Annotated in this window: 17 protein-coding genes; 10 read left to right on the top strand and 7 right to left on the bottom strand. The window is 67.7% G+C overall.

The window, feature by feature from the left end; all coding sequences use genetic code 11:
* Positions 1 to 21: 21 nt before the first annotated feature.
* The 6 genes from IT306_24180 to IT306_24155 all read left to right on the top strand — a co-directional run bounded on the left by IT306_24180 (position 22) and on the right by IT306_24155 (position 5,385).
* Positions 22 to 468, top strand: coding sequence for a CBS domain-containing protein (locus IT306_24180; GenBank protein ID MCC7371540.1), 447 nt, complete (start codon positions 22 to 24; stop codon positions 466 to 468).
* Between the two features lie 136 nt (positions 469 to 604).
* Positions 605 to 919 carry a hypothetical protein gene (locus IT306_24175; GenBank protein ID MCC7371539.1) on the top strand — a complete coding sequence of 105 codons (315 nt, stop codon included), beginning with the start codon at positions 605 to 607 and terminating at the stop codon, positions 917 to 919.
* Positions 920 to 1,117: 198 nt separating this feature from the next.
* Positions 1,118 to 2,860: a hypothetical protein gene (locus IT306_24170; protein MCC7371538.1), complete on the top strand. Its 1,743-nt coding sequence runs from the start codon at positions 1,118 to 1,120 to the stop codon at positions 2,858 to 2,860.
* Between the two features lie 4 nt (positions 2,861 to 2,864).
* The gene (locus tag IT306_24165; GenBank protein ID MCC7371537.1) at positions 2,865 to 3,821 is read left to right on the top strand and encodes an ABC transporter permease; all 957 of its coding nucleotides are present in this window, start codon (positions 2,865 to 2,867) and stop codon (positions 3,819 to 3,821) included.
* On the top strand, positions 3,814 to 4,797 hold the full coding sequence (locus IT306_24160; GenBank protein ID MCC7371536.1) for an ABC transporter permease: 984 nt from the start codon (positions 3,814 to 3,816) through the stop codon (positions 4,795 to 4,797). Before IT306_24165 ends, IT306_24160 begins: the two co-directional genes overlap by 8 nt.
* A 258-nt stretch (positions 4,798 to 5,055) precedes the next feature.
* A complete protein-coding gene (locus IT306_24155; GenBank protein ID MCC7371535.1) occupies positions 5,056 to 5,385 on the top strand; it encodes a hypothetical protein in 330 nt (109 codons plus the stop codon).
* Between the two features lie 78 nt (positions 5,386 to 5,463).
* Here IT306_24155 and IT306_24150 read toward each other — a convergent pair whose 3' ends face one another.
* Together IT306_24150 and IT306_24145 are read right to left on the bottom strand one after the other, a co-directional pair.
* Positions 5,464 to 7,314 (bottom strand): S9 family peptidase, encoded by a 1,851-nt coding sequence (locus tag IT306_24150; GenBank protein MCC7371534.1) that lies wholly within the window; start codon positions 7,312 to 7,314, stop codon positions 5,464 to 5,466.
* A gap of 326 nt (positions 7,315 to 7,640) precedes the next feature.
* Positions 7,641 to 7,952 carry a hypothetical protein gene (locus IT306_24145; protein MCC7371533.1) on the bottom strand — a complete coding sequence of 104 codons (312 nt, stop codon included), beginning with the start codon at positions 7,950 to 7,952 and terminating at the stop codon, positions 7,641 to 7,643.
* On the opposite strand from IT306_24145, the gene IT306_24140 reads away from it, so the two are divergent.
* From IT306_24140 to IT306_24125, 4 genes are all read left to right on the top strand, one after another.
* On the top strand, positions 7,951 to 9,378 hold the full coding sequence (locus IT306_24140; GenBank protein MCC7371532.1) for a peptide ABC transporter substrate-binding protein: 1,428 nt from the start codon (positions 7,951 to 7,953) through the stop codon (positions 9,376 to 9,378). The genes IT306_24145 and IT306_24140 overlap by 2 nt on opposite strands.
* Before the next feature lie 70 nt (positions 9,379 to 9,448).
* Positions 9,449 to 10,396: an ABC transporter permease gene (locus IT306_24135; GenBank protein ID MCC7371531.1), complete on the top strand. Its 948-nt coding sequence runs from the start codon at positions 9,449 to 9,451 to the stop codon at positions 10,394 to 10,396.
* On the top strand, positions 10,389 to 11,288 hold the full coding sequence (locus IT306_24130; protein ID MCC7371530.1) for an ABC transporter permease: 900 nt from the start codon (positions 10,389 to 10,391) through the stop codon (positions 11,286 to 11,288). The genes IT306_24135 and IT306_24130 overlap by 8 nt, the downstream gene beginning before the upstream one ends.
* A 324-nt stretch (positions 11,289 to 11,612) precedes the next feature.
* Positions 11,613 to 12,617: a hypothetical protein gene (locus IT306_24125; GenBank protein ID MCC7371529.1), complete on the top strand. Its 1,005-nt coding sequence runs from the start codon at positions 11,613 to 11,615 to the stop codon at positions 12,615 to 12,617.
* A 72-nt stretch (positions 12,618 to 12,689) separates the two neighbouring features.
* On the opposite strand, the gene IT306_24120 is transcribed toward IT306_24125, so the two are convergent.
* The 5 genes from IT306_24120 to IT306_24100 form a co-directional block, all read right to left on the bottom strand.
* Positions 12,690 to 13,730, bottom strand: a complete 1,041-nt coding sequence (locus tag IT306_24120; protein MCC7371528.1) for a Gfo/Idh/MocA family oxidoreductase — start codon at positions 13,728 to 13,730, stop codon at positions 12,690 to 12,692.
* Positions 13,731 to 13,864: 134 nt separating this feature from the next.
* Complete coding sequence (locus IT306_24115) at positions 13,865 to 14,383, bottom strand: hypothetical protein (GenBank protein ID MCC7371527.1); 519 nt, start codon at positions 14,381 to 14,383, stop codon at positions 13,865 to 13,867.
* Between the two features lie 403 nt (positions 14,384 to 14,786).
* Positions 14,787 to 15,650: a carbohydrate ABC transporter permease gene (locus tag IT306_24110; GenBank protein ID MCC7371526.1), complete on the bottom strand. Its 864-nt coding sequence runs from the start codon at positions 15,648 to 15,650 to the stop codon at positions 14,787 to 14,789.
* A 19-nt stretch (positions 15,651 to 15,669) separates the two neighbouring features.
* Positions 15,670 to 16,590 (bottom strand): sugar ABC transporter permease, encoded by a 921-nt coding sequence (locus IT306_24105; protein MCC7371525.1) that lies wholly within the window; start codon positions 16,588 to 16,590, stop codon positions 15,670 to 15,672.
* Positions 16,583 to 18,100: an extracellular solute-binding protein gene (locus IT306_24100; GenBank protein MCC7371524.1), complete on the bottom strand. Its 1,518-nt coding sequence runs from the start codon at positions 18,098 to 18,100 to the stop codon at positions 16,583 to 16,585. The genes IT306_24105 and IT306_24100 overlap by 8 nt, the downstream gene beginning before the upstream one ends.
* Between the last annotated feature and the right edge of the window lie 547 nt (positions 18,101 to 18,647).

Raw genomic sequence — 18,647 nt, 5'->3', positions numbered from 1 at the left:
CTCCTCGGCGGAGGCACTTCGATGACGAAGTTACGCGAGATCATGGTGCCCGGGTTCGTGCACGCGGTCCAGAGAGGCTCGTCGGTCGCGCAGGCCGTCCAGATGATGGCCGACCGGAACGTCGGGATTGTGTCGGTGCTCGACGGCGACCATCTCGTTGGCCTCGTCTCCGAGCGCGACGTAGTCCGGCGGGTCGTGGCGCTCGGCGGCGATCCGGCCACGATACCGGTCGACGACATCATGACGACCCGGATCGTCTTCGCGGGGCCAGATGAGCTGTTCCAGGATGCCGTGCAGTTGATGGATGCCGCGAACATCCGCCACCTGCCAGTGGTCGAGAACGGCGCGCTGCTCTCCATGATCTCGGTACGCGACCTCCTGCGCGTCGAGCTGCACGCGCGCCGCGAGGAGATCCGTTACCTGCGCGAGTACCTGTTCAGCGGGCCTGCCGAAGCCGTCCACGTCTGAACGGCGGCCCTTCTTCTCTCCAGCTCTCCAGCACGGGTGTTGTGTGCCAAACAGCGTCGGTGGCGCACAGCGGACAGTCACGCGGGCCTGCCCACGATAGGCTGAACACACAACACACCCGTGCAGGAGAACCACCGTGAAGACGCAGATCGCTCGGTCCCTTAGCGCCGCCGCACTCGCCATCGCCCTGCTGAGCGGCTCCACCGCCGCCTTCGCCGCCACGCCGGCCACGACCCCTGCCTTCTACGACGACGACAACGCGGTGGAAGAGGGCGAGTACACCGCCGAGGGGCTGGAGTACGGCGCTGCCGCCCTGGGCGTCGGAGCGGCGGTCGTCGGGGCGGCGGCCGGCAGCACCGTCGAGGGCCAGACGACGGCCGAGGGCCTCGCCATCGGCGCGACGGCGGTCGGCGGCGTGGCTGCGCCCATCGTGCGGATCGCGACCCGCTGATCGGGCCATCGGGCCAGTCAGGCCACCCGACTCGCTCAGCGCAACGCGGCCCCGGCGAAGATGCCGGGGCCGCGTTGCGCTTGAGGACGATACGGCGAAAGATGCCCCGGCGTCTCAGATCGATTGACGCGGCCACCGGCGCACGGTACCCTGACGACGGAGACTTCTGGACATTCGGAGGCGTCGTTGGCTTCGGGCATGCGCGCACTCGTCCTCCTGCTGCTGACCTGCCTCGTCGTGCCGCTGGCCGCCGCCTGCGCGCCGGCCGCCCCGCCGGCCGCGCCCGGCCCCGCGCCGACCTCTGCGGTGGCATCGCCGCCCACGCCCGCCGCGGCCGCTCCCACCACCCCGTCCTTGCCGACGCAGGGGCCACTCCCCACCGCTGCCGCCGCCGGAGTCGCCGCCCCGAAGCCAACGTTGGCCCCCGGCGGGAAGCCCGGCGGCGCCATGACCCTGGCGCAGACCAGTGACGGCGTCTCCATCCACCCGTACATGATCTCCGACACGGCTTCGCGGGCGTACCAGAGCATGGTCTACGGCGCGGGCCTGACCACCATCGACCCGCAGACCTTGCAGACGATCCCCGAGGCCGCGAAGAGCTGGAGCGTCTCCGACGACAAGCTGACCTACACGTTCATCCTGCGCGACGATCTGCTCTGGAGCGACGGCAGGCCGATCACGTCGGCAGACTACAAGTGGACGTTCGAGCAGGCCAGCAAGCCCGAGAACAAGTACCCCTACATCTCGAACCTCCAGGGGATCGCCACCTACGACGCCCCGGACCCGAAGACCATCGTCGTCAAGCTCAAGGAAGCCATCGTCGTCGGGATCGAGACCGCCGACGCGGTCGTGCCGCTGCCGAAGCACATCTGGGAGACGCTCGACTGGAGCGATCCTCAGAAGAACCCGCAGATCATGGCGCCGACGGTTGGCTCCGGTCCGTATCTCCTGAAGGAGTGGCAGCGCGACACCCGTGCCGTCTTCGTCGCCAACGACAAGTACTACGACGGCCGTCCGCTGATCGACACGGTGACGTACCGCATCGTGCCGAACCAGGAGATCGCCTACCAGATGCTCAAGACGGGCGAGATCGACGTCGCCAGCTTCACGCCCGACAACTACGAAGAGGCGAAGAAGCTGCCGAACGCCACGGTCTACGAGTGGTGGCCGGCCGCTGCAAGCTGGCGCTATCTCGGCTTCAACCTGCGCCGCCCGACGCTCCAGGACGTGCAGGTTCGCCATGCGCTCACCTACGCGATTGACCGCGACGCCATCGCCAAACACGTGATGCTGGATCTCGCCCGGCCGACCTACTCAGCGTTCCCGCCGACCAGCTGGGTCTACAACCCTGACGTGCCGCGCTACGACTTCGACCCTGAGAAGGCGAAGTCGCTGCTGGATCAGGCCGGCTGGAAAGCCGGGCCGGGCGGCGTGCGGCAGAAGGACGGCAAGCCGCTCAAGCTGCGCCTGATCTACGGCCCGAACACCAGCAAGACCGTCGAGCGCATCGCCTCTGTCGTGCAGCAAGCCTGGAGCGACGTCGGCGTTGAGGTGGACGTGCAGGGTCTGGAGTGGGCCACCTACCTGTCTCAGCTCCGCACCGACCCGTTTGACTGGGATGTCCACGTGGGGGCCTGGAGCGCCCCCATCGAGCCGCACTGGATGAACCAGATCTGGCGCGAGGACTCGATTCCCCAGCTCAACCAGACGGCGTACGTCAGCAAGCGCGTCGAAGAGCTGTTCAACCTCGGCGTGCGCGAGTTCGACCGCGAGAAGCGGAAGGCGATCTACCAGGAGATCCAGACGATCCTCTCCACGGATGCGCCGTACGCCTTCCTGACGTTCGACAAGTCGTACACGGGCGTCAACAACCGCATCGGCGGCATCGAGCCGACGGCCATCGGCATCGGCTACAACCGCGACCGCTGGTTCATCAAGTAGCGTTGTGAACCCTGGGCTCACGCGCTACGTCGCTCGACGGCTCATCCAGGCCGTCTTCCTGATGCTGCTCATCACGGTGCTCAACTTCGTCATCATGCGGCTGGCCCCGGGCGGCCCGGCCCAGTTCGCCGAAGACCCCCGCATCAGCAACGACGTCCGCGAGGCCATGCTCGAGTCGTACGGTCTCAACGATCCGCTGCCGGTCCAGTACGTCAAGTGGCTCCGCAACGTCGTGCTGCTCGACTTCGGCTACTCGTTCATCGACCGGCGGCCCGTGCTGGAGAAGATCCTCGAACGTATACCCGCCAGCTTCCAGTTGTCGATTGGGGCGTTCCTCCTCGGGCTGCTCGGCATCCCGCTCGGCATCTTCGCAGCGCTTCACCGGGGCCGCTGGCCCGATCAGCTGGTCCGCATCTTCACCGTGATGGGCAACGCTGTGCCGCACTGGTGGCTCGGGCTGATGCTGCTCGTACTGAGCGCCACCTACTTACGGATCTTCCCGCTCGGCGGCATGTACACCGAGGGCAACGACACGCTCCTGAATCGCCTCTGGCACCTGATCCTGCCCTGGACCATCGGCGCGCTCGGCGGCTGGATCGGCTATTCGCGTTACGTGCGGTCCGAGATGCTGGACGTGCTCAGCCAGGACTACGTCCGCACCGCCCACGCCAAAGGGCTCGACAGCCAGACTGTCCTCTACGTGCACGCCCTTCGGAACGCCCTGGTCCCCCTGGCGACGATGTTCGGCCCGACACTCGTCGGTCTGCTCTCCAGCGGCGTCCTTTTCGAGGTCACCTTCAGCTGGCCGGGCCTCGGGCGGATGGCGGTGGACGCCGCGTTCCAGCGCGACTACCCGGTCCTGATGGGCCTCGCCACCATCTTCCCGTTCCTGGGCATCCTCGCCAACCTGCTCTCTGACGTGACCTACGGCTGGGTCGATCCGCGCGTGCGCTATGAGTGACGACGCGGCCAGCATCCCCAGGCGTGCGCACCCTGGCCAAGGAGTCGTCGTCGCGTCGGCCAGCCTGACAGCCGGCCGGGCCGGGCAGTCCGGGGCGGCGCGCGGCTACGTCGCCGCCACCTGGGTTCGGCTGCGGCGAGATCGGTTGTCGATGGCCGCACTCGGATTGCTGATCGCCATCGTGCTGCTGACCGTCGCCGGGCCGCCGGTCGTCCAGCACACGCTCGGCCTCGATCCGTTCCGCCAGACGCTCACCCGGCGCTACCAGCCACCGTCCGCGACCTACCCGTTCGGCACCGACGACCTCGGCCGCGACGTGCTCTCACGGACGCTGATCGCCGGTCGGGTCTCGTTCACCATCGGACTGGTGATCGCGCTGGTGTCGTTGGTCGTCGGCGTACCGGTTGGGCTGGCGTCAGGGTACTACGGCGGGCGCTTCGACGACGTCTCGAATGCCGTCATCCAGACGTTGGCAAACATCCCGACCATGTTCCTGCTGATCCTGCTGGCCGCGATGTTCCGCTCGGCGCAGCTTCCGTTCGACGTGCCGTGGACGTTCGTCATGGCGGTCATCATCGGGCTGCTCGGATGGATGGGGACGGCTCGGCAGGTGCGCGGCCGGGCCCTCTCCGTGCGCGAGTGCGACTACATCCAGGCCGCCCGAGCGCTCGGCGCATCGGACAGCCGCATCATCGCGCGGCATCTGCTCCCGAACGTCTTCTCGCTGGTGACCGTCATCGCCGGCTTCGACATCGCCGGCGGCATCCTGGCCGAAAGCGGTCTCAGCTACCTCGGACTCGGGGTGCAGCCCCCCACAGCCTCCTGGGGCAACATGCTCGGCGCGTCGTTGGAGAACGTCTCACGAGCGCCCTGGCTGGTCGCCTTCCCGGGCCTGGCGATCTTCCTGACCACGCTCGCCATCTTCCTGCTCGCCGACGGGCTCCGCGACGCCCTGGACCCCCGCCTGCGCTCCTGACCCCAGACCACCCGGCGCCAGCTCACCCGGTTCGCTTCGCAGCGGATCGCGGAAACTCGGCCCAATCTGTCGCCGATTTGACATCGGCGGGCCGCGAAATCGGGTACAGTTCGCGGGTTGCGTGCGTTGTGCGCGCAGGAACGGCAGTCCAGGCCATCCCCCGGATTGTTGGACAGTCGTTCAACGAGAGCCCGCACCGGGCGACTTCGGCGGCGATTCGTTGATGAGATCGCCGTCTGACATCGAGGAGAGTTCATCATGTCCGAGAACATCGTGACCGCTGCCGAGACCCGCGCTCAAGCGACTGCCACTGTCGAGGCGCCGCGGACCTACCCGATGGGGCGGAGGCCGGGCGGTGACAGGTCGGCCATCTCGGCTCGGATCGCCTCGGTCCAGGCTGAGCTGGCTGCCGGCAACGTCACCTCGGCGGTCAAGACCGCCCGCTACGTCAGCGGCCACTGCGCCCGCCACGGCGAGCAGCGCGTCGCCAGCCTCGTGCGGCACGCCGTCCGCGCGACGCACAACGGCCAGCACACCGAGGCCCACAACCTGCTGGCCGAGGCGGACAGCCACCTGTCCGACATCTAGCCCCGCTCGGGGAACGGAGAACACGAGACGCCGCCGGCAGTGCCGGCGGCGTCTCTGCATGTTCGGGTGCGGTCTTCCTCAGCCGGTGGCGACCTTCCGCACGTACCGCCGCAGGAACCGGTCGATCCGGTCCAGCTCATCCGTGACCGTGGCCAGCCGCCGCCAGCCATGCCCCTCGCCCTCGTACACCTTCATCTCGACCGTGCGCCCCTTGCGCTGGAGCGTGTCGTAGATCGTCTGGCTCTGGGCCAGCGGCACCACATCGTCCTTGTCCCCCTGCAGGATCAGCAGCGGCCGGGTGATCTTGTCGGCGTGGGTCTGCGGCGAGCGCTCGGTGTAGCGGTCGTAGGTGGCCGGCAGCAGCCCTACGATCGAGTCGAGGTAGTGGGCCTCGAAGCGATGGGTGTCCTCCGAGAGCGAGAACAGGTCGGCCACGCCGTAGAGGTCCACGCCAGCCGCGAAGACCTCCGGATGGAGCGCCATGCTCAGCAGAACGGTGTACCCGCCGGCGCTGCCGCCCATCACGACCATCCGCCGGCCGTCCACCCGACCCCGCTGCGCCAGCTCCTGCGCGCCCGAGACGGTGTCTTCCACGTCGTGGACACCCCAGTTCTCGTGGAGCGCCTGCCGGTACGCCCGCCCGTAGCCGGCGCTGCCCCGGTAGTTCACTTGCAGAATCGCCCAGCCGCGATCCAGCCAGTACGCCGTCCGCGCGTCGAAGCCGGCCTCGACGATCCCGGTTGGGCCGCCGTGGACGCGCACGATCACCGGCGGCGGTCCGGCAGCTGGGTCGTGGCCGGGCGGTGCGTAGAACAGCCCGTGTACCGTCTCGCCGTCCGACGACGTCCAGGTAACCGCTTCCGGAAGCGGCGTGGCAGCCACCTCGAAGCCGGCCGCCGCGCCCTCGGCCACCGCCGTCAGGCTGCCATCCGCGACACTCAGTGTGGCGAGGCACGTCGGGGCGTCGGCCCGGCCCCAGACCGCCGCCAGCCGGTCCCCGGCCGGTGACCACGCCACCGCCTGCACCGAGCCATCTTGCGGCCCGCACGCGCGCATCTCACCAGCAGCTATATCCACCAGGTGCACGCCCGAGAACCCCGCCTCACTGCGGATCACCGCGATCTGCCGGCCGTCCGGCGACCACGCGTACCGCTGGCCGCCCGGCCCCCAGGTCGGGCCGCCCTGCTCGGCGGCATCCTCAACCAGCTGGCGGCGCTCGCCGGTGGCGAGGTCGTAGAGCCACAGGTTCCACCAGCCGCCCCGGTCAGAGAGATACGCCAGCAGCCTGCCATCCGGGCTGAGGCGCGGCTGGATCGCGGACACCGGCTCGCCGGAGCCGGGCGCGCTGCCGTCCACCACCTCGGGCTGGCGGCCCGGCCGGCACAGCCAGACGCGGCTCGCGTCCCAGGCCATGTCCGGGACGCTCCACTCCTGCCACGCGACGGAGCCATCTGCCGAGATGGTCGGGTCGAACACGAAATCGCCGGCCCGTGACACGCGGCGCGGCCACTCCTCGCCGCTCGCATCGACCACCACGATATGCTGGTCGTGCTTGCCGCTCACCATGCAGGCGATCCACCGGCCGCCCGGCGCGGCGGCCGGGGCGGCAACCCGCCCGGTCAGGCTCGTCAACTGGCGCGCCGGGCCGCCGCTCACCGCTTGCGCGTACAGCTGCCCCGCGGGCGGCGCGACGTAGATGACCGTCTCGGCGTCCAGCCAGTTGAGGACGCCGCCGCCATACGATGCTGTCGGCTGGGCGCCAGGATCGGCGGTCAGCCGGCGGACCGGGCCGCGCCCATCGGCCCGCGCCAGCATGACATCGCCCCGTCCGTCGAAGCTCTCCAGGTAGGCCAGCCAACGCCCGTCCGGCGACCAGTGCGGCTCCGCCAGCGCCCGCACGCGGGCAACCATCCCCGCCGTGACCTTCATCGTCTCCATCCTTTCCACCACCCTGCCCCTGGGCTCGATACCGTTTTTCGAATCGCGACGCGCGTAGCCCGCTATACTGGCCGGCGTGGAAGGGTACCGCTCACCGTACTCGGGCTGACAACGACGACGCTCCGAGATTTGTGCGGTCTGTACACGGCCAACGGCGTGCCGTGTCCGTATGCTCAGTGCGATCTCATCCAGGATGTTGGCGCCTTGGCGAATCGGTTGAGCACCCATCCGAAGGGGTCGAGTGCTCGTTGGACAGGTGGCCGGATCGGCGTCCTGCCGTCGGTCACGAGGCGAAAGGGAGCAGGGCAGATGCCGTCTCACGACAGGCCTTTGGGGCGACGACACCTGAGCCGCCGAGGATTCCTCACGGCGTTTGCGGCGCTGAGCGGTGGCCTCGCGTTGAGCGCTGCCTGCGGGCAGCCGGCAGCGCCGGCCAAGCCGGCCGAGAGCAAGCCCGCCGAGACCAAGCCCGCCGAGACCAAGCCGGCCGAGACCAAGCCGGCAGCCGCCGCCCCGACGCAGGCCGCGCCCGCCGCCAAGCCGGCCGAGTCCAAGCCGGCCGAGTCCAAGCCGGCCGAGGCCGCGAAGCCTGCCGCCTCCGGCGAGGCCCCGAAGAAGGGCGGCACCATGCGCGTCGGCTTCTACGTCGAGGCCGCCACCATGGACCCGCACCTGTCCGGCAGCAAGATCGACCGGCAGGTCTACCACAACCTCTTCGAGCCGCTGCTGGTCCTGGACACGAAGCTCCAGATCAAGCCCGGCCTGGCCGAGTCGTGGTCCCAGCCCGACCCGAAGACCATCGTCTTCAAGCTGCGCCAGGGCGTCAAGTTCCACGACGACACGGAGTTCGACGCCGAGAGCGTCAAGTTCAACTTCGACCGCATGCAGAATCCAGAGACCAAGTCGCTGCGGACCGGCGAGATCGCCAACGTCCAGAACGCCGAGGTTGTGGACAAGTACACGGTCAAGCTCAACCTCAAGAAGCCCGACGCCGCCCTGCTGGCCACCCTCACCGACCGCGCCGGCATGATCATCTCGCCGGCCGCCGTCAAGAAGTTCGGCGCCGATCTGCAGCGCAACCCGGTCGGCACTGGCCCCTTCCAGTTCGTCGAGTGGGTCAAAGACGACCACCTGTCCCTGAAGCGCTTCGACGGCTACTGGAACAAGACCGGCGGCCCGTACCTGGACGGCATCCGCTACCGCCCCATCCCCGACGACACCGTCAAGACCCAGAGCCTGGTGGGCGGCGAGATCGACGTCATGGATTACGTCGCGCCGCGTGACGTCGCCATGCTCAAGGGCAACGCGAACGTCCAGGAAGTCGATGTCGAGTCGCTGGCAACCTTCAACTACCAGTTGAACACGACGCGCGCGCCGTTCGACAAGAAGGAGCTGCGGCAGGCCGTGGCCTACGCCCTGGACGTAACGGCCATCGTCAAGGGCGTCTGGCTGAACGTCGGCGTACCGTCCAACGGACCGATCGCGCCATCGTCGTGGGCCTACGACAGCTCGATCAAGCCGATCCAGCGCGACGTGGCGAAGGCGAAGGAGCTGCTCAAGGCTGGCGGCAAGCCAGACGGCTTCACCTTCAACTGCATCACCAACAACATCCCGATCAACGTCCAGGAAGCCGAGGCGATGAAGGCGCAACTGGCCGAAGTCGGGATCACGATGGAAGTGACGCTGGTCGACTCGGCCCGTCTGGCCGCCGACCAGAACGCCCGCAACTTCGACATGACGAGCTACCAGTGGAGCGGCCGGCCGGACCCAGACGGCAACACGTTCCAGTTCTTCAAGACCCAGCCGGGATCGGGCGTCAACTTCGCCGGCTACTCGAACCCGAAGGTGGACGAGATCCTGGACAAGACCCGCGAGGTCTCGGATCAGGCCGAGCGCAAGAAGCTGTACAGCGAGCTGGTGAAGATCCTCCAGGAGGACATGCCCTGGATCTTCATCCTCCACCCCATCGAGCCGAAGGCGTTCAGCCCGAAGGTCCAGGGGTACGACCCGATCCCAGACGGAATGATCCGCTTCAAGGACATGTGGCTGAAGTAGCGGGGGCCTGGGTTTCAGGTTTCAGAGGACGTATCTCCAGAAACCTGAAACCCGACACCCCGGAGGGCGCATGGGAACACTGATCTCCCGTCGGCTCGCCGCGATGATCCCCGTCCTGGTGCTGGTGACGTTCGGCGTGTTCGCCCTGATCCACCTGACGCCGGGAGATCCGATCGACGCCATGATGGCCGAGTCGTACGATCCGGCCGCCAAGGAGCGGATCAGACTCGAGCTTGGCCTGGATCAGCCGATTCATGTCCAGTACGTCACCTGGATCGGCAAGGTCGTTCAAGGCGACTTCGGCCGGTCGATTCGTGACAACCAGCCGGTCATCGAGAACGTCAGCCGTCGCATCGGCGTCAGCCTCCAGCTGGCGCTCTTCGCGATGGTCATCTCGCTGGCCGTGGCATTTCCCATCGGCATCCTCTCGGCCTCGCACCGCAACTCCCCGATTGACGGCTTCGGCACCATGTTCGCCCTGTTCGGCATCTGCATGCCGAACTTCTTGATCGCCCTGCTCCTGATCTACCTGTTCGGCGTCTCGCTGCGCTGGCTGCCGATCTCCGGGTACGTCGCTCCGGCAGACGGCGGGGTGTTGGGCACGATCCGCTCGCTGACGCTGCCGGCGGTCACGCTCGGGCTGGCGCTCGCAGCCGTGGTCACCCGGACACTGCGCTCCAGCCTGCTCGAGACCCTCAACGAGGACTACGTCCGCACCGCCCGCGCGAAAGGCCTGTCAGAACAACTGGTGATCCGCCGCCACGCCCTCAAGAACGGCCTGATTCCGGTGGTGACCGTGCTCGGGCTGCAGTTCGGATCGCTGATCGGCGGCGCGGTCATTACCGAGTACGTCTTCGCCCTGCCGGGCATCGGACGGCTCGTCGTCGACTCGGTGTTCTCGCGCGACTATCCGCTGGTGCAGGGCGTCATCCTGCTGATCGCCATCGGCTTCGTGCTGTGCAACCTGCTCGTCGATATCGTCTACGGCTGGCTCGACCCGAGGATTCGGTATGGCTGAACGAGCGATCTCCCTGGAAGCGCCCCTCGCTCCCGTCGCGCCGGCCCGCCCGCGCAGCCGCCGATTCGCGATGCTCCGGCGGGCGCTGACCGCGCGCGGCGCGCCGTTCGGCGGCCTCGTGTTGCTCGCCGTCGTGCTGATGGCGCTGCTGGCCTCAGCGCTCGCCCCCTATGACCCGCTCAAGCAGGATCTCTCGAACATCCTGCTGCCGCCGAGCGCTGACCACTGGCTGGGCACCGACAACCTCGGGCGTGACGTCGTCTCGCGCATGATCCACGGCACGCGTGTCTCGCTGATCGCCGGGCTGGCGTCGGTGGCGCTGGCCGTCGTCGCCGGGTCGCTGCTCGGCCTGAGCGCCGGGTTCGCCGGCGGCACGTACGACAGCATCGTCATGCGGCTGATCGACGCGATCCTCTCCTTCCCGGCCCTCGTGCTGGCGCTGGCGCTCGGCGCGGTCATGGGAGCCGGCCTGAGCGGCGTGGTGATCGCCCTGGGCGTCGTCTACACCCCGACGTTTGCCCGGCTGATGCGCGGCCAGGTGCTGACCGTCCGCGAGCGCGAGTACGTCCAGGCCGCGCGGGTGCTCGGCTCGCCAGGCTGGCGCATCGTTCGGCAGCACGTCCTGCCGAACGTGGCCACGCCCATCGTGGTGCAGGCCTCGCTCTCCGTCGCCTTCGCGATCCTGGCGGAAGCGTCGCTCTCGTTTCTGGGACTCGGCGTGCGCCCGCCGGAGCCAAGCTGGGGTGGGATGATCAACCAGGGGCGCGGCTACCTCCAGCAAGCGCCGTGGATCGTGTTCGGGCCGGGCGCGGCGCTGTTCGTCACGGTCCTGGGCCTGAACTTCGTCGGCGACGCGATCCGCGACGCTCTGGACCCGCGCATCCGGGTCTAGCAGGGGCGCCGGGCCTCATATCCGCCTGCCCGATTCCTGACAGTACGGCCCCCTACATACGTGAGATGTCCGGTCGGCCCGCTCCACAATCGGCGGCCCCATGTCGAATCCCGACATTTCGTCGGCACCGGCGGGAACCGAACCGCCGCTGCCGGCGTCCAGTCCCAGAGACATGAACTGGCTCGCCGGGTGAACACCCGCGTGCTCCAGGCGCGGATCATGTCCTGGCGCGAGGGGGACGTCAGATACGGTCGGGAACCTGACTCCAGGCCAGCCCCACGACGTCACCTCAGACCGTGCATCATCCTTCGACGGAGGTCGCCCTTGTTGCTGCTGCGCATGCTCGGACTCCTACTCAGCTCACTCATCCTGGTGGCGCCGCTCATCCTCACCGGTGCTTCCACGTCGTACGCCGCCGAGGATCCCTGCCCTGAGCCGAACGACTCGTTCCAGGCAGCCTGCTTTCTCGGCCAGGACAGCGACGCATTCGGCTATCTCTCGGCCTCGAACGACGTCGATGCCTACCGGATCGAAGTCCTGGATTTCAACGCCACCGTGCGTCTCCGCCTCGTGGAGCGGCCCGGCCCGTACCAGATCGAGCTGGCAGACTGGAACGGGAAGATCGTCGTCGGCAGCGGGACCGGCGGCGTCATCGAGACGAAGCTCACGTCGCCCGGCGCGTACTACGTGTTCGTGCACGCTGCGAACGGCCCTGCCAGCGCTTCGGCGCCCTACCGGCTGAGCCGTGAGCTTCAGTACCCTGGCGCGAAGGCGCCTGACATCCTCTACTCGAACGAGCTACGCTTCGGCGCGGAGCCGGAGGAGAAGGTCGATACCGGGGCCGAGTACTCGTCCGAAGGCAGCAAGTTCACGATTCGGATGCTTGAGGCCGGTACGCCAGACACGACCAAGTTTGCCGCCTCGCTCTGGGGGCCGGAGCTGTCAGACTTCACCCTCACCGTGGACACGCGGATGCAGTCACAGGGCCTGGCTGGATACCATCTGTCGTTCCGCATCACCGAAAACAGCGGCTACGTCCTGCTCGTCACCGCTGCCCGTGCCATCGCGCTGGGGCGCACCGGCTCTGGCGACGCCCAGATCCTGGCCCACGCGATGCCAAAATCGCTCGATCTTGAGGGCGGCGTCAACCGCACGACGATTCGCTGCGTCGGCGACGAGATCCGCGTCTGGATCAACGGAGAACAGGTGATCCGGGTGCGGGATGACGGCCCCCGCGCCGGCCGGTTCGGCTTCGGCGCTGCGACGGCCGGCCCGCCCCCGACCATCACCTTCGACAACATCCTGGCGACGACGCCTGGCGGCCCGTAGTCGTTCGAGAATCGTGGGGGGTGGGTCGTGGATAGTACGTCGGAGAGATAGCGTTCCACGACTCATCGCCCTCTACCTGAGGGTCACTTCCCGCCCGGACTGGCTCGACCACAGCGCCGCCGCCAGCACTTCCTGCACGTCGCGGCCAAGCTGCGGCGCGAGCAACCCCTCCACCGGCCGGCCATCGCGGAGGCGGGTCAGGAAGTAGGTCGGGCCGTCCGTGGCGTCGGACGGCAGCGGCGGCGGATCGAGCAGTCGCCGCCCGTCAGCCGTCAGGATCTCGACCTGCCCCAGACCCGACGTACCACCCTCACGGGCTGCCTTCGGCTGGTGCACCAGCAGCGTCCCCCGGTCGCCGTAGACAATCAGCCCGTACGGCGGCTGGTTCCCGATAGTCGTCCAGGACGCTTCGAGCAGGCCGAGTGAGCGCGGGTACTTCAAGATGACGATGGCATTGTCCTCGGAGGCGAGGCCCTCCTTGCGGAGATGCGCGGCCACCGCCGTCACCGAAGTCGGCCGGCCCAGCAGCGAGAGCGTCAGCAGCGCGCCGTAGCCGCAGTAGTCGATCAGCGCACCGCCGCCATTCTTCTCGGCGTCGTACAGCCAGCCGCAGAACTGCGGCGAGCAGCCGTACTCGACGGGACCGACGTGCCCCCCGCGATGGCTCACCTGGACCGGCTCGCCGATGACGCCCTCGCGGATCAGTCCCAACGCCTGCATGATGGCCGGGCGCCACGCCGTCGGCCAGTTCACCATCAGCGGCACGCTCGCCCGCGCCGCGACGCTCAGCAGCGAGTCCGCGCCCGGCAGGTCCGCCGCCATCGGCTTCTCGATCATCGTCGGAAGCTGCCGTTCGAGCGCCCGCTTCGCCAGCTCGACCGACAGCCTGTTGTCGGCGTAGACAAAGACCGCGTCGAGATCGCCGCGCTCAAGCAGGTCGTCAAACGACTCGTGCACCTCGATCTCGCCCTGCTCCTGCGCCAGCCGGGCGCGCAAGGCCGGGTCTGGCTCGGCCACGGCGGCCAGCACGCCGACGCTGCCCGCCGCGAGGGCCTTCAGGTTCGGCCAGATATGGTCGTGTGAGAGTCCCAGGACGCCAACGCGCAGCACCATCAGATCGCTCCAGCGCGGCCCTCGCTGGGATGAGGGACTCCGCGAGGAGGAGACGATAGCAGGCCCGGGCGGCCGGTTTCAGCGACCCACGACCCACGACCCACGACCCACGACCCACGACCCACGACCCAACCCTACTGCGCCGTCACCCGGATCGTGGCGCTGCTCTGGAGCGTCGGCTCAGGATGCGAGCGGTCAGGATAAGGCTGCACGTCTGCCAACTCCAGCGTGTAGCGGTCCACCCGCGCGTCCAGAGCAGACGGCCCCTGCCGGCCGGGCATCAGCGTCGCCGCCACGTCACCCCGGTCTGCGCCGTCCAGTTCCACATGCAGCGCCACAACCGCGCGCCCCGACCAGACACACAGAACATCCTTCGGGCAGCGGCTGTCTTCGGTGATCGCCAGCAGCGTGACCACCAGCGCCCCGTCGTCGAGGGTCGCGGAGTCGCCAACGCGCAGCATCAGGTCGGCCGGCGTGGTCAGCTTCGGCGACAGACCAGGCGTCACTGTCAAGCCCTGCTCCTGCTCAGCAGCCGACGCCGTCAGGCTCGCCAGCCCGATCATGAGGCCGACCACCGCCAGCACCAGGGCGTGCATCACGCCCCGCAGCGCCCACGCGCGCAGCCGCACACGTCCCACACCGAGTCCGTTCATGCCGTTCGCCCCCTATCTGCCCGACCATCCGTCAAGATCGGGGCCAGAAGACCGTTACAGCATGGACGCTCGTGGCCGCCGGCAGGTTCCGAAGCTCAGCACGTGTGCCAGCGGAGAAGTCGCACTACTGTCAGCCTGAGCGAATCGAGCTTGCGAGAGAAGCGAAGGACCTCACCCGCTGACGCGAGCGTTGACGGTCAGCGGGTGAGGTCCTTCGCGGCGCCCAGGATGACATTATGACATTGGATGTTGCGCTCTTTGCACAACGTGACGGCGGCCCGTCTCCCCCTCTCCCGCGCACCGGGAGAGGGATGTCGATGCAGTCGGTATTTGCGCCGCGCAGCGGAGGGGCAGGGGAGTGAGGGCCTTCGGTCCGGGATGATGGCCTCGCTGCGAGCGCGACTCAGTGCTTCAGCGCGCCCGCCGTCAGCCCCTCGATGAACTGTTGCTGGAAGATGAAGTACAGGATCAGCACCGGCATCGAGAACAGCACCAGCGCCGCCGCCAGCAGCCCGTAGTTCCCGTAGAACTCGCTCGAGATCAGCGCGTAGATGCCCGTCGGCAACGTCCGCATCGAGCTGTCGGTGATGAACGTCAGCGCGAACAGGAACTCGTTCCAGTTCTGCAAGAACAGGAAGATCGAGATCGTCGCGATGGCCGGGCGGGTCAGCGGCAGCATGATCTGCCAGAAGATCCGGAAGTCGTTCGCCCCGTCGATGCGGGCCGCCTCTTCCAGCTCGCGCGGCAACTCCTCGAAGAACGCCTTCATGATGTACGTGCCGAACGCCAGCCCGAACGCCGTGTACGGCCCGATCAGCGCCAACGGCGTGTTCATCAGCCCGAGCCAGCGCAGGTTCACGAACAGCGGGATCAGCGCGATCTGGATCGGGATCGTCAGGCCGATCAGGATCAGCGCGTAGATGTACGCCTTGCCGAAGAACTCCAACCGCCCCAGGCCGTACCCGGCCAGCGCCGAGATCGCCACCGTCACGATCATCGAGCCGCCTGAGATGTAGATGCTGTTCCAGTACAGCGTCCCGATCTTCGTGGCAACCCAGGCCTCAGGGTAGTTCGCCAGCCGCACCGGCCACGCGATCAGCGTCCCGTTGAAGATCTGCTGGTTGTCCATCAGCGACAGGCTGAACAGGTACAGGAACGGCGCAATCGACACGACCAGCGCCGACAGCAGCACGACCCAGCCCGCCAGATAGGCAGGCTCGAACCTGGACCCGGCCTTCGCACCGGCGGCAGGCAGCGCGGGACTCATCACGGTCATCCTGCCTCCCTTACCGCTCGCGCAGCAGGAACGTCTGTAGCTGCGAGGTTCCCATGATCACCAGCACCATGATCACCGCCAGCGCCGATGCGATCCCCATCTCGTTCAGGTCGAACGCATGGCGGTAGAGCATCGTCGCGAAGACCTCCGTCGAGTAGGTCGGGCCGCCGCGCGTCATGATGTAGACCAGGTCGAACACCTTGAGCCCGCCGATGACCGAGAGCACCGTGGCGATGCCGATGATCGGCTTCATCAGCGGCGTCACGACCTGCAGCGTGAGCTGACGGCGGTTCGCGCCGTCGCAGCGCGCTGCTTCCAACACCTCTTGCGGCAGCCCCTGCAACCCCGCCAGCAGGATCACCAGGCTGAACCCGATGTTCTTCCAGATCGACACGAAGATCACCGCCGGCAGCGCCGTCGTCGTGTCCGCCAGCCACGGATGCGCGAACGCCCCCAGGCCGACGTTCCGCAGGAAAGTATTCAGGAACCCGGCGTTCGGCTCCAGAATCCGCTGGAAGATCAGCGTCACGACGATCAGCGACATGACGACCGGCACGAAGAACATCGTGCGGAGGAACGAGCGCCCGGGGATGTTCTGGTTCAGCAACAGCGCCAGCATGAAGGCAATGGTGACCTCAATCGGCGTCCGCACCACCACAAACAGGATCGAGTTGAGCGCGACCTTCCAGAACACCGGGTCGCGGACCAGCTCGCGGTAGTTGTTCAGACCGACGAAATCGCCCCACTCGGGCGTGAAGCCGTTCCACTCGTAGAAGCTCAGCGCCAGCGAGTAGAACGCCGGGTAGAGGATGAACGCGCACAGCACGAGCAGGGCCGGCCCCACGAACGCGTAGGCCGTGAGCGTCCGACCGATGTGCCGCCGCCGCGCCGGTGCTGCCACGGCGCGGTGAACGGCGACCGAATCAGCCAACGGTGAACTTCCTCTCGCCGGCCTTCTTGGAGGCCGCCTCGACCTCTTCCATCACCTGCTTCGCGTTCTTGCTGCCCGAGTAGACAGCCTGCCAGCCCTGGTACATCGCCTCCTGGACGGCCGGCGTGAAGAGGACACGGGTGGTGCCCGTCGGCTGGAGCTTCAGGAACTCGGGGTAGAGCGGGTCCTTCAGCTTGTCCATCTGGTAGGCCAGCGCATCGGCGTTGATCGGGCCGTTCGGCGAGATGCCGAGCGCGCCGCTGTAGGTCACCTTGCCGCGCACGCCAGTCAGCGCACGGACCATCTCGAAGGCCAGCTCCGGGTTCTTGCTCCGGGAGTTCACCGTCAGCGTAATGCCGACCGAGCTGAGCACCGGCTTCGGTCCGCCGGCCGTGAAAGCCGGGAACGGAATGATGCCCATGTCGAAGTCCGGCGGGATCGCCGCGCGGATCGAGGTCCGCAGCCACTGGCCGCCCCAGAGCATCGCCGCCTTGCCCGTCGCGAAGATGCCGACCGAGTCTGGCTCCTTGATGCCGATAGCGCCCTTGATGATCAGGTCCGACTTGATGATCTCCTCGGTCTTCTCGGCCACCTGCATCATCTCGGCGCCCGTCCATTCGAGCTTGCCGAGATCGGCGTCGCGCATCTTGATGTCCTGCTTCAGGCCACCAGCGGCGGTGTAGAAGGGGAAGATCGGCCAGTTGCGGTCGTGGCCGGCCGCCGTGACCACCGGGGCGACGCCCTTGCCGTTGAAGACCGGCGCGAGCTTCTTCATGTCGTCCCAGGTCTCGGGCGGCTGCACCCCCGCCTCGGCGAACAGCTTCTTGTTGTAGAAGACCACCACCGTGTTGGTGACGACCGGAACCGAGACGGTCTGGCCGTTGATGGTGAGCAGCTGGAGCGCGTTCGGCCAGAAGCTGTCCTTGAACTCCTTGTCCTGCTCGAAGAACTTGTTGAACGAGATGACGCCGCCGCTGTTCAGGTAGTCGACGCCGTCCGCGCCCGGCTCCACCCCGATGATGTCCGGCGTCGGGCTGTTCGCCGCCAGCGCCGCCTTGACCGCCGTGCGCTGGTCGTTCAGGTTCGGGTAGGCCGTGATCTCCAGCGAGACGTTCGGATCGCCCTTGGCCTTGTACTCCTCGCCAATCGCCTTCTGCACGTCGTTGTGGAAGCCGGCCCAGTGCCAGAAGGTGATCGTCGTCGGGCCGCCGGCCTTGGCTGTCGGCGCCTTGAACGGCATCGGATTGTCAGCGCCCGTCGCCCCCGGAGAGGGCGAAGCGGCCACGGCCGGCTGGCCTCCGCCGATGCCCGCGCCCGTCACCGGCGTCCCGGCCGGCTTCGCAGCGGCCGGCGAGGCTGCCGCTGCCGCCGGCGCGGCCGGCTTCGTCTCGGCCGGCTTCGATGACTCGGCAGGCTTGGCAGCGGGCGCCGCCTGGCCGCACGCCACGAGGGCCACCGGCAGTGCGGCGACCAGGGTCTGAAGAACCATACGACGCGAGTAGCGAGCCACGCTGCTTCCCTCCACACTGCGCGCCGACATCGAAGCCGGCGAACGATCCCCACGAGCGTCTACGCCCCGGTATTCGGGTCTGCACAACCGAGTCAGGGAAGCATCGCCCGCACGGCTGACGCGCTTCTCGGCCGCCCATCGATCACCATCCCAGATGACCCGACGTCGATTGATGCAATCAATGAACCAATGTGCGGGCAGTATAACGGCGGCCTTCAAGTCAGTCAACGATCTTGCTTCTCGCAGCAGGGCGATCGCATGTTGATGTCGTCGTGCCGCCGCGTCGGGGCTTGAAAGCCCCGCCTACCATCCTGCAGTCGCTGCGCGACGCGCCAGTCGCACCAGTGCCGGCCGTTCCCGGCGGCCGTCGCGCAGCGACGGTGTGACTGTAGACGGGGACGTCAGTCCCCGACCGCCCGTTCCATGATGCTTCGGGGACACCAACGAACATGCCATCGCCCTGATGCTGCTACCAGTGCAATCGTATGTTGAGCGCGTCGTGCCGCCGCGTCGGGGCTTGAAAGCCCCGCCTACCATCCTGCAGTCG

It is taken from the genome of Chloroflexota bacterium, assembly GCA_020850535.1.
Classification (GTDB): Bacteria; Chloroflexota; UBA6077; order UBA6077; family JACCZL01; genus JADZEM01.
This window is presented reverse-complemented; position numbering and strand designations above follow the sequence as displayed.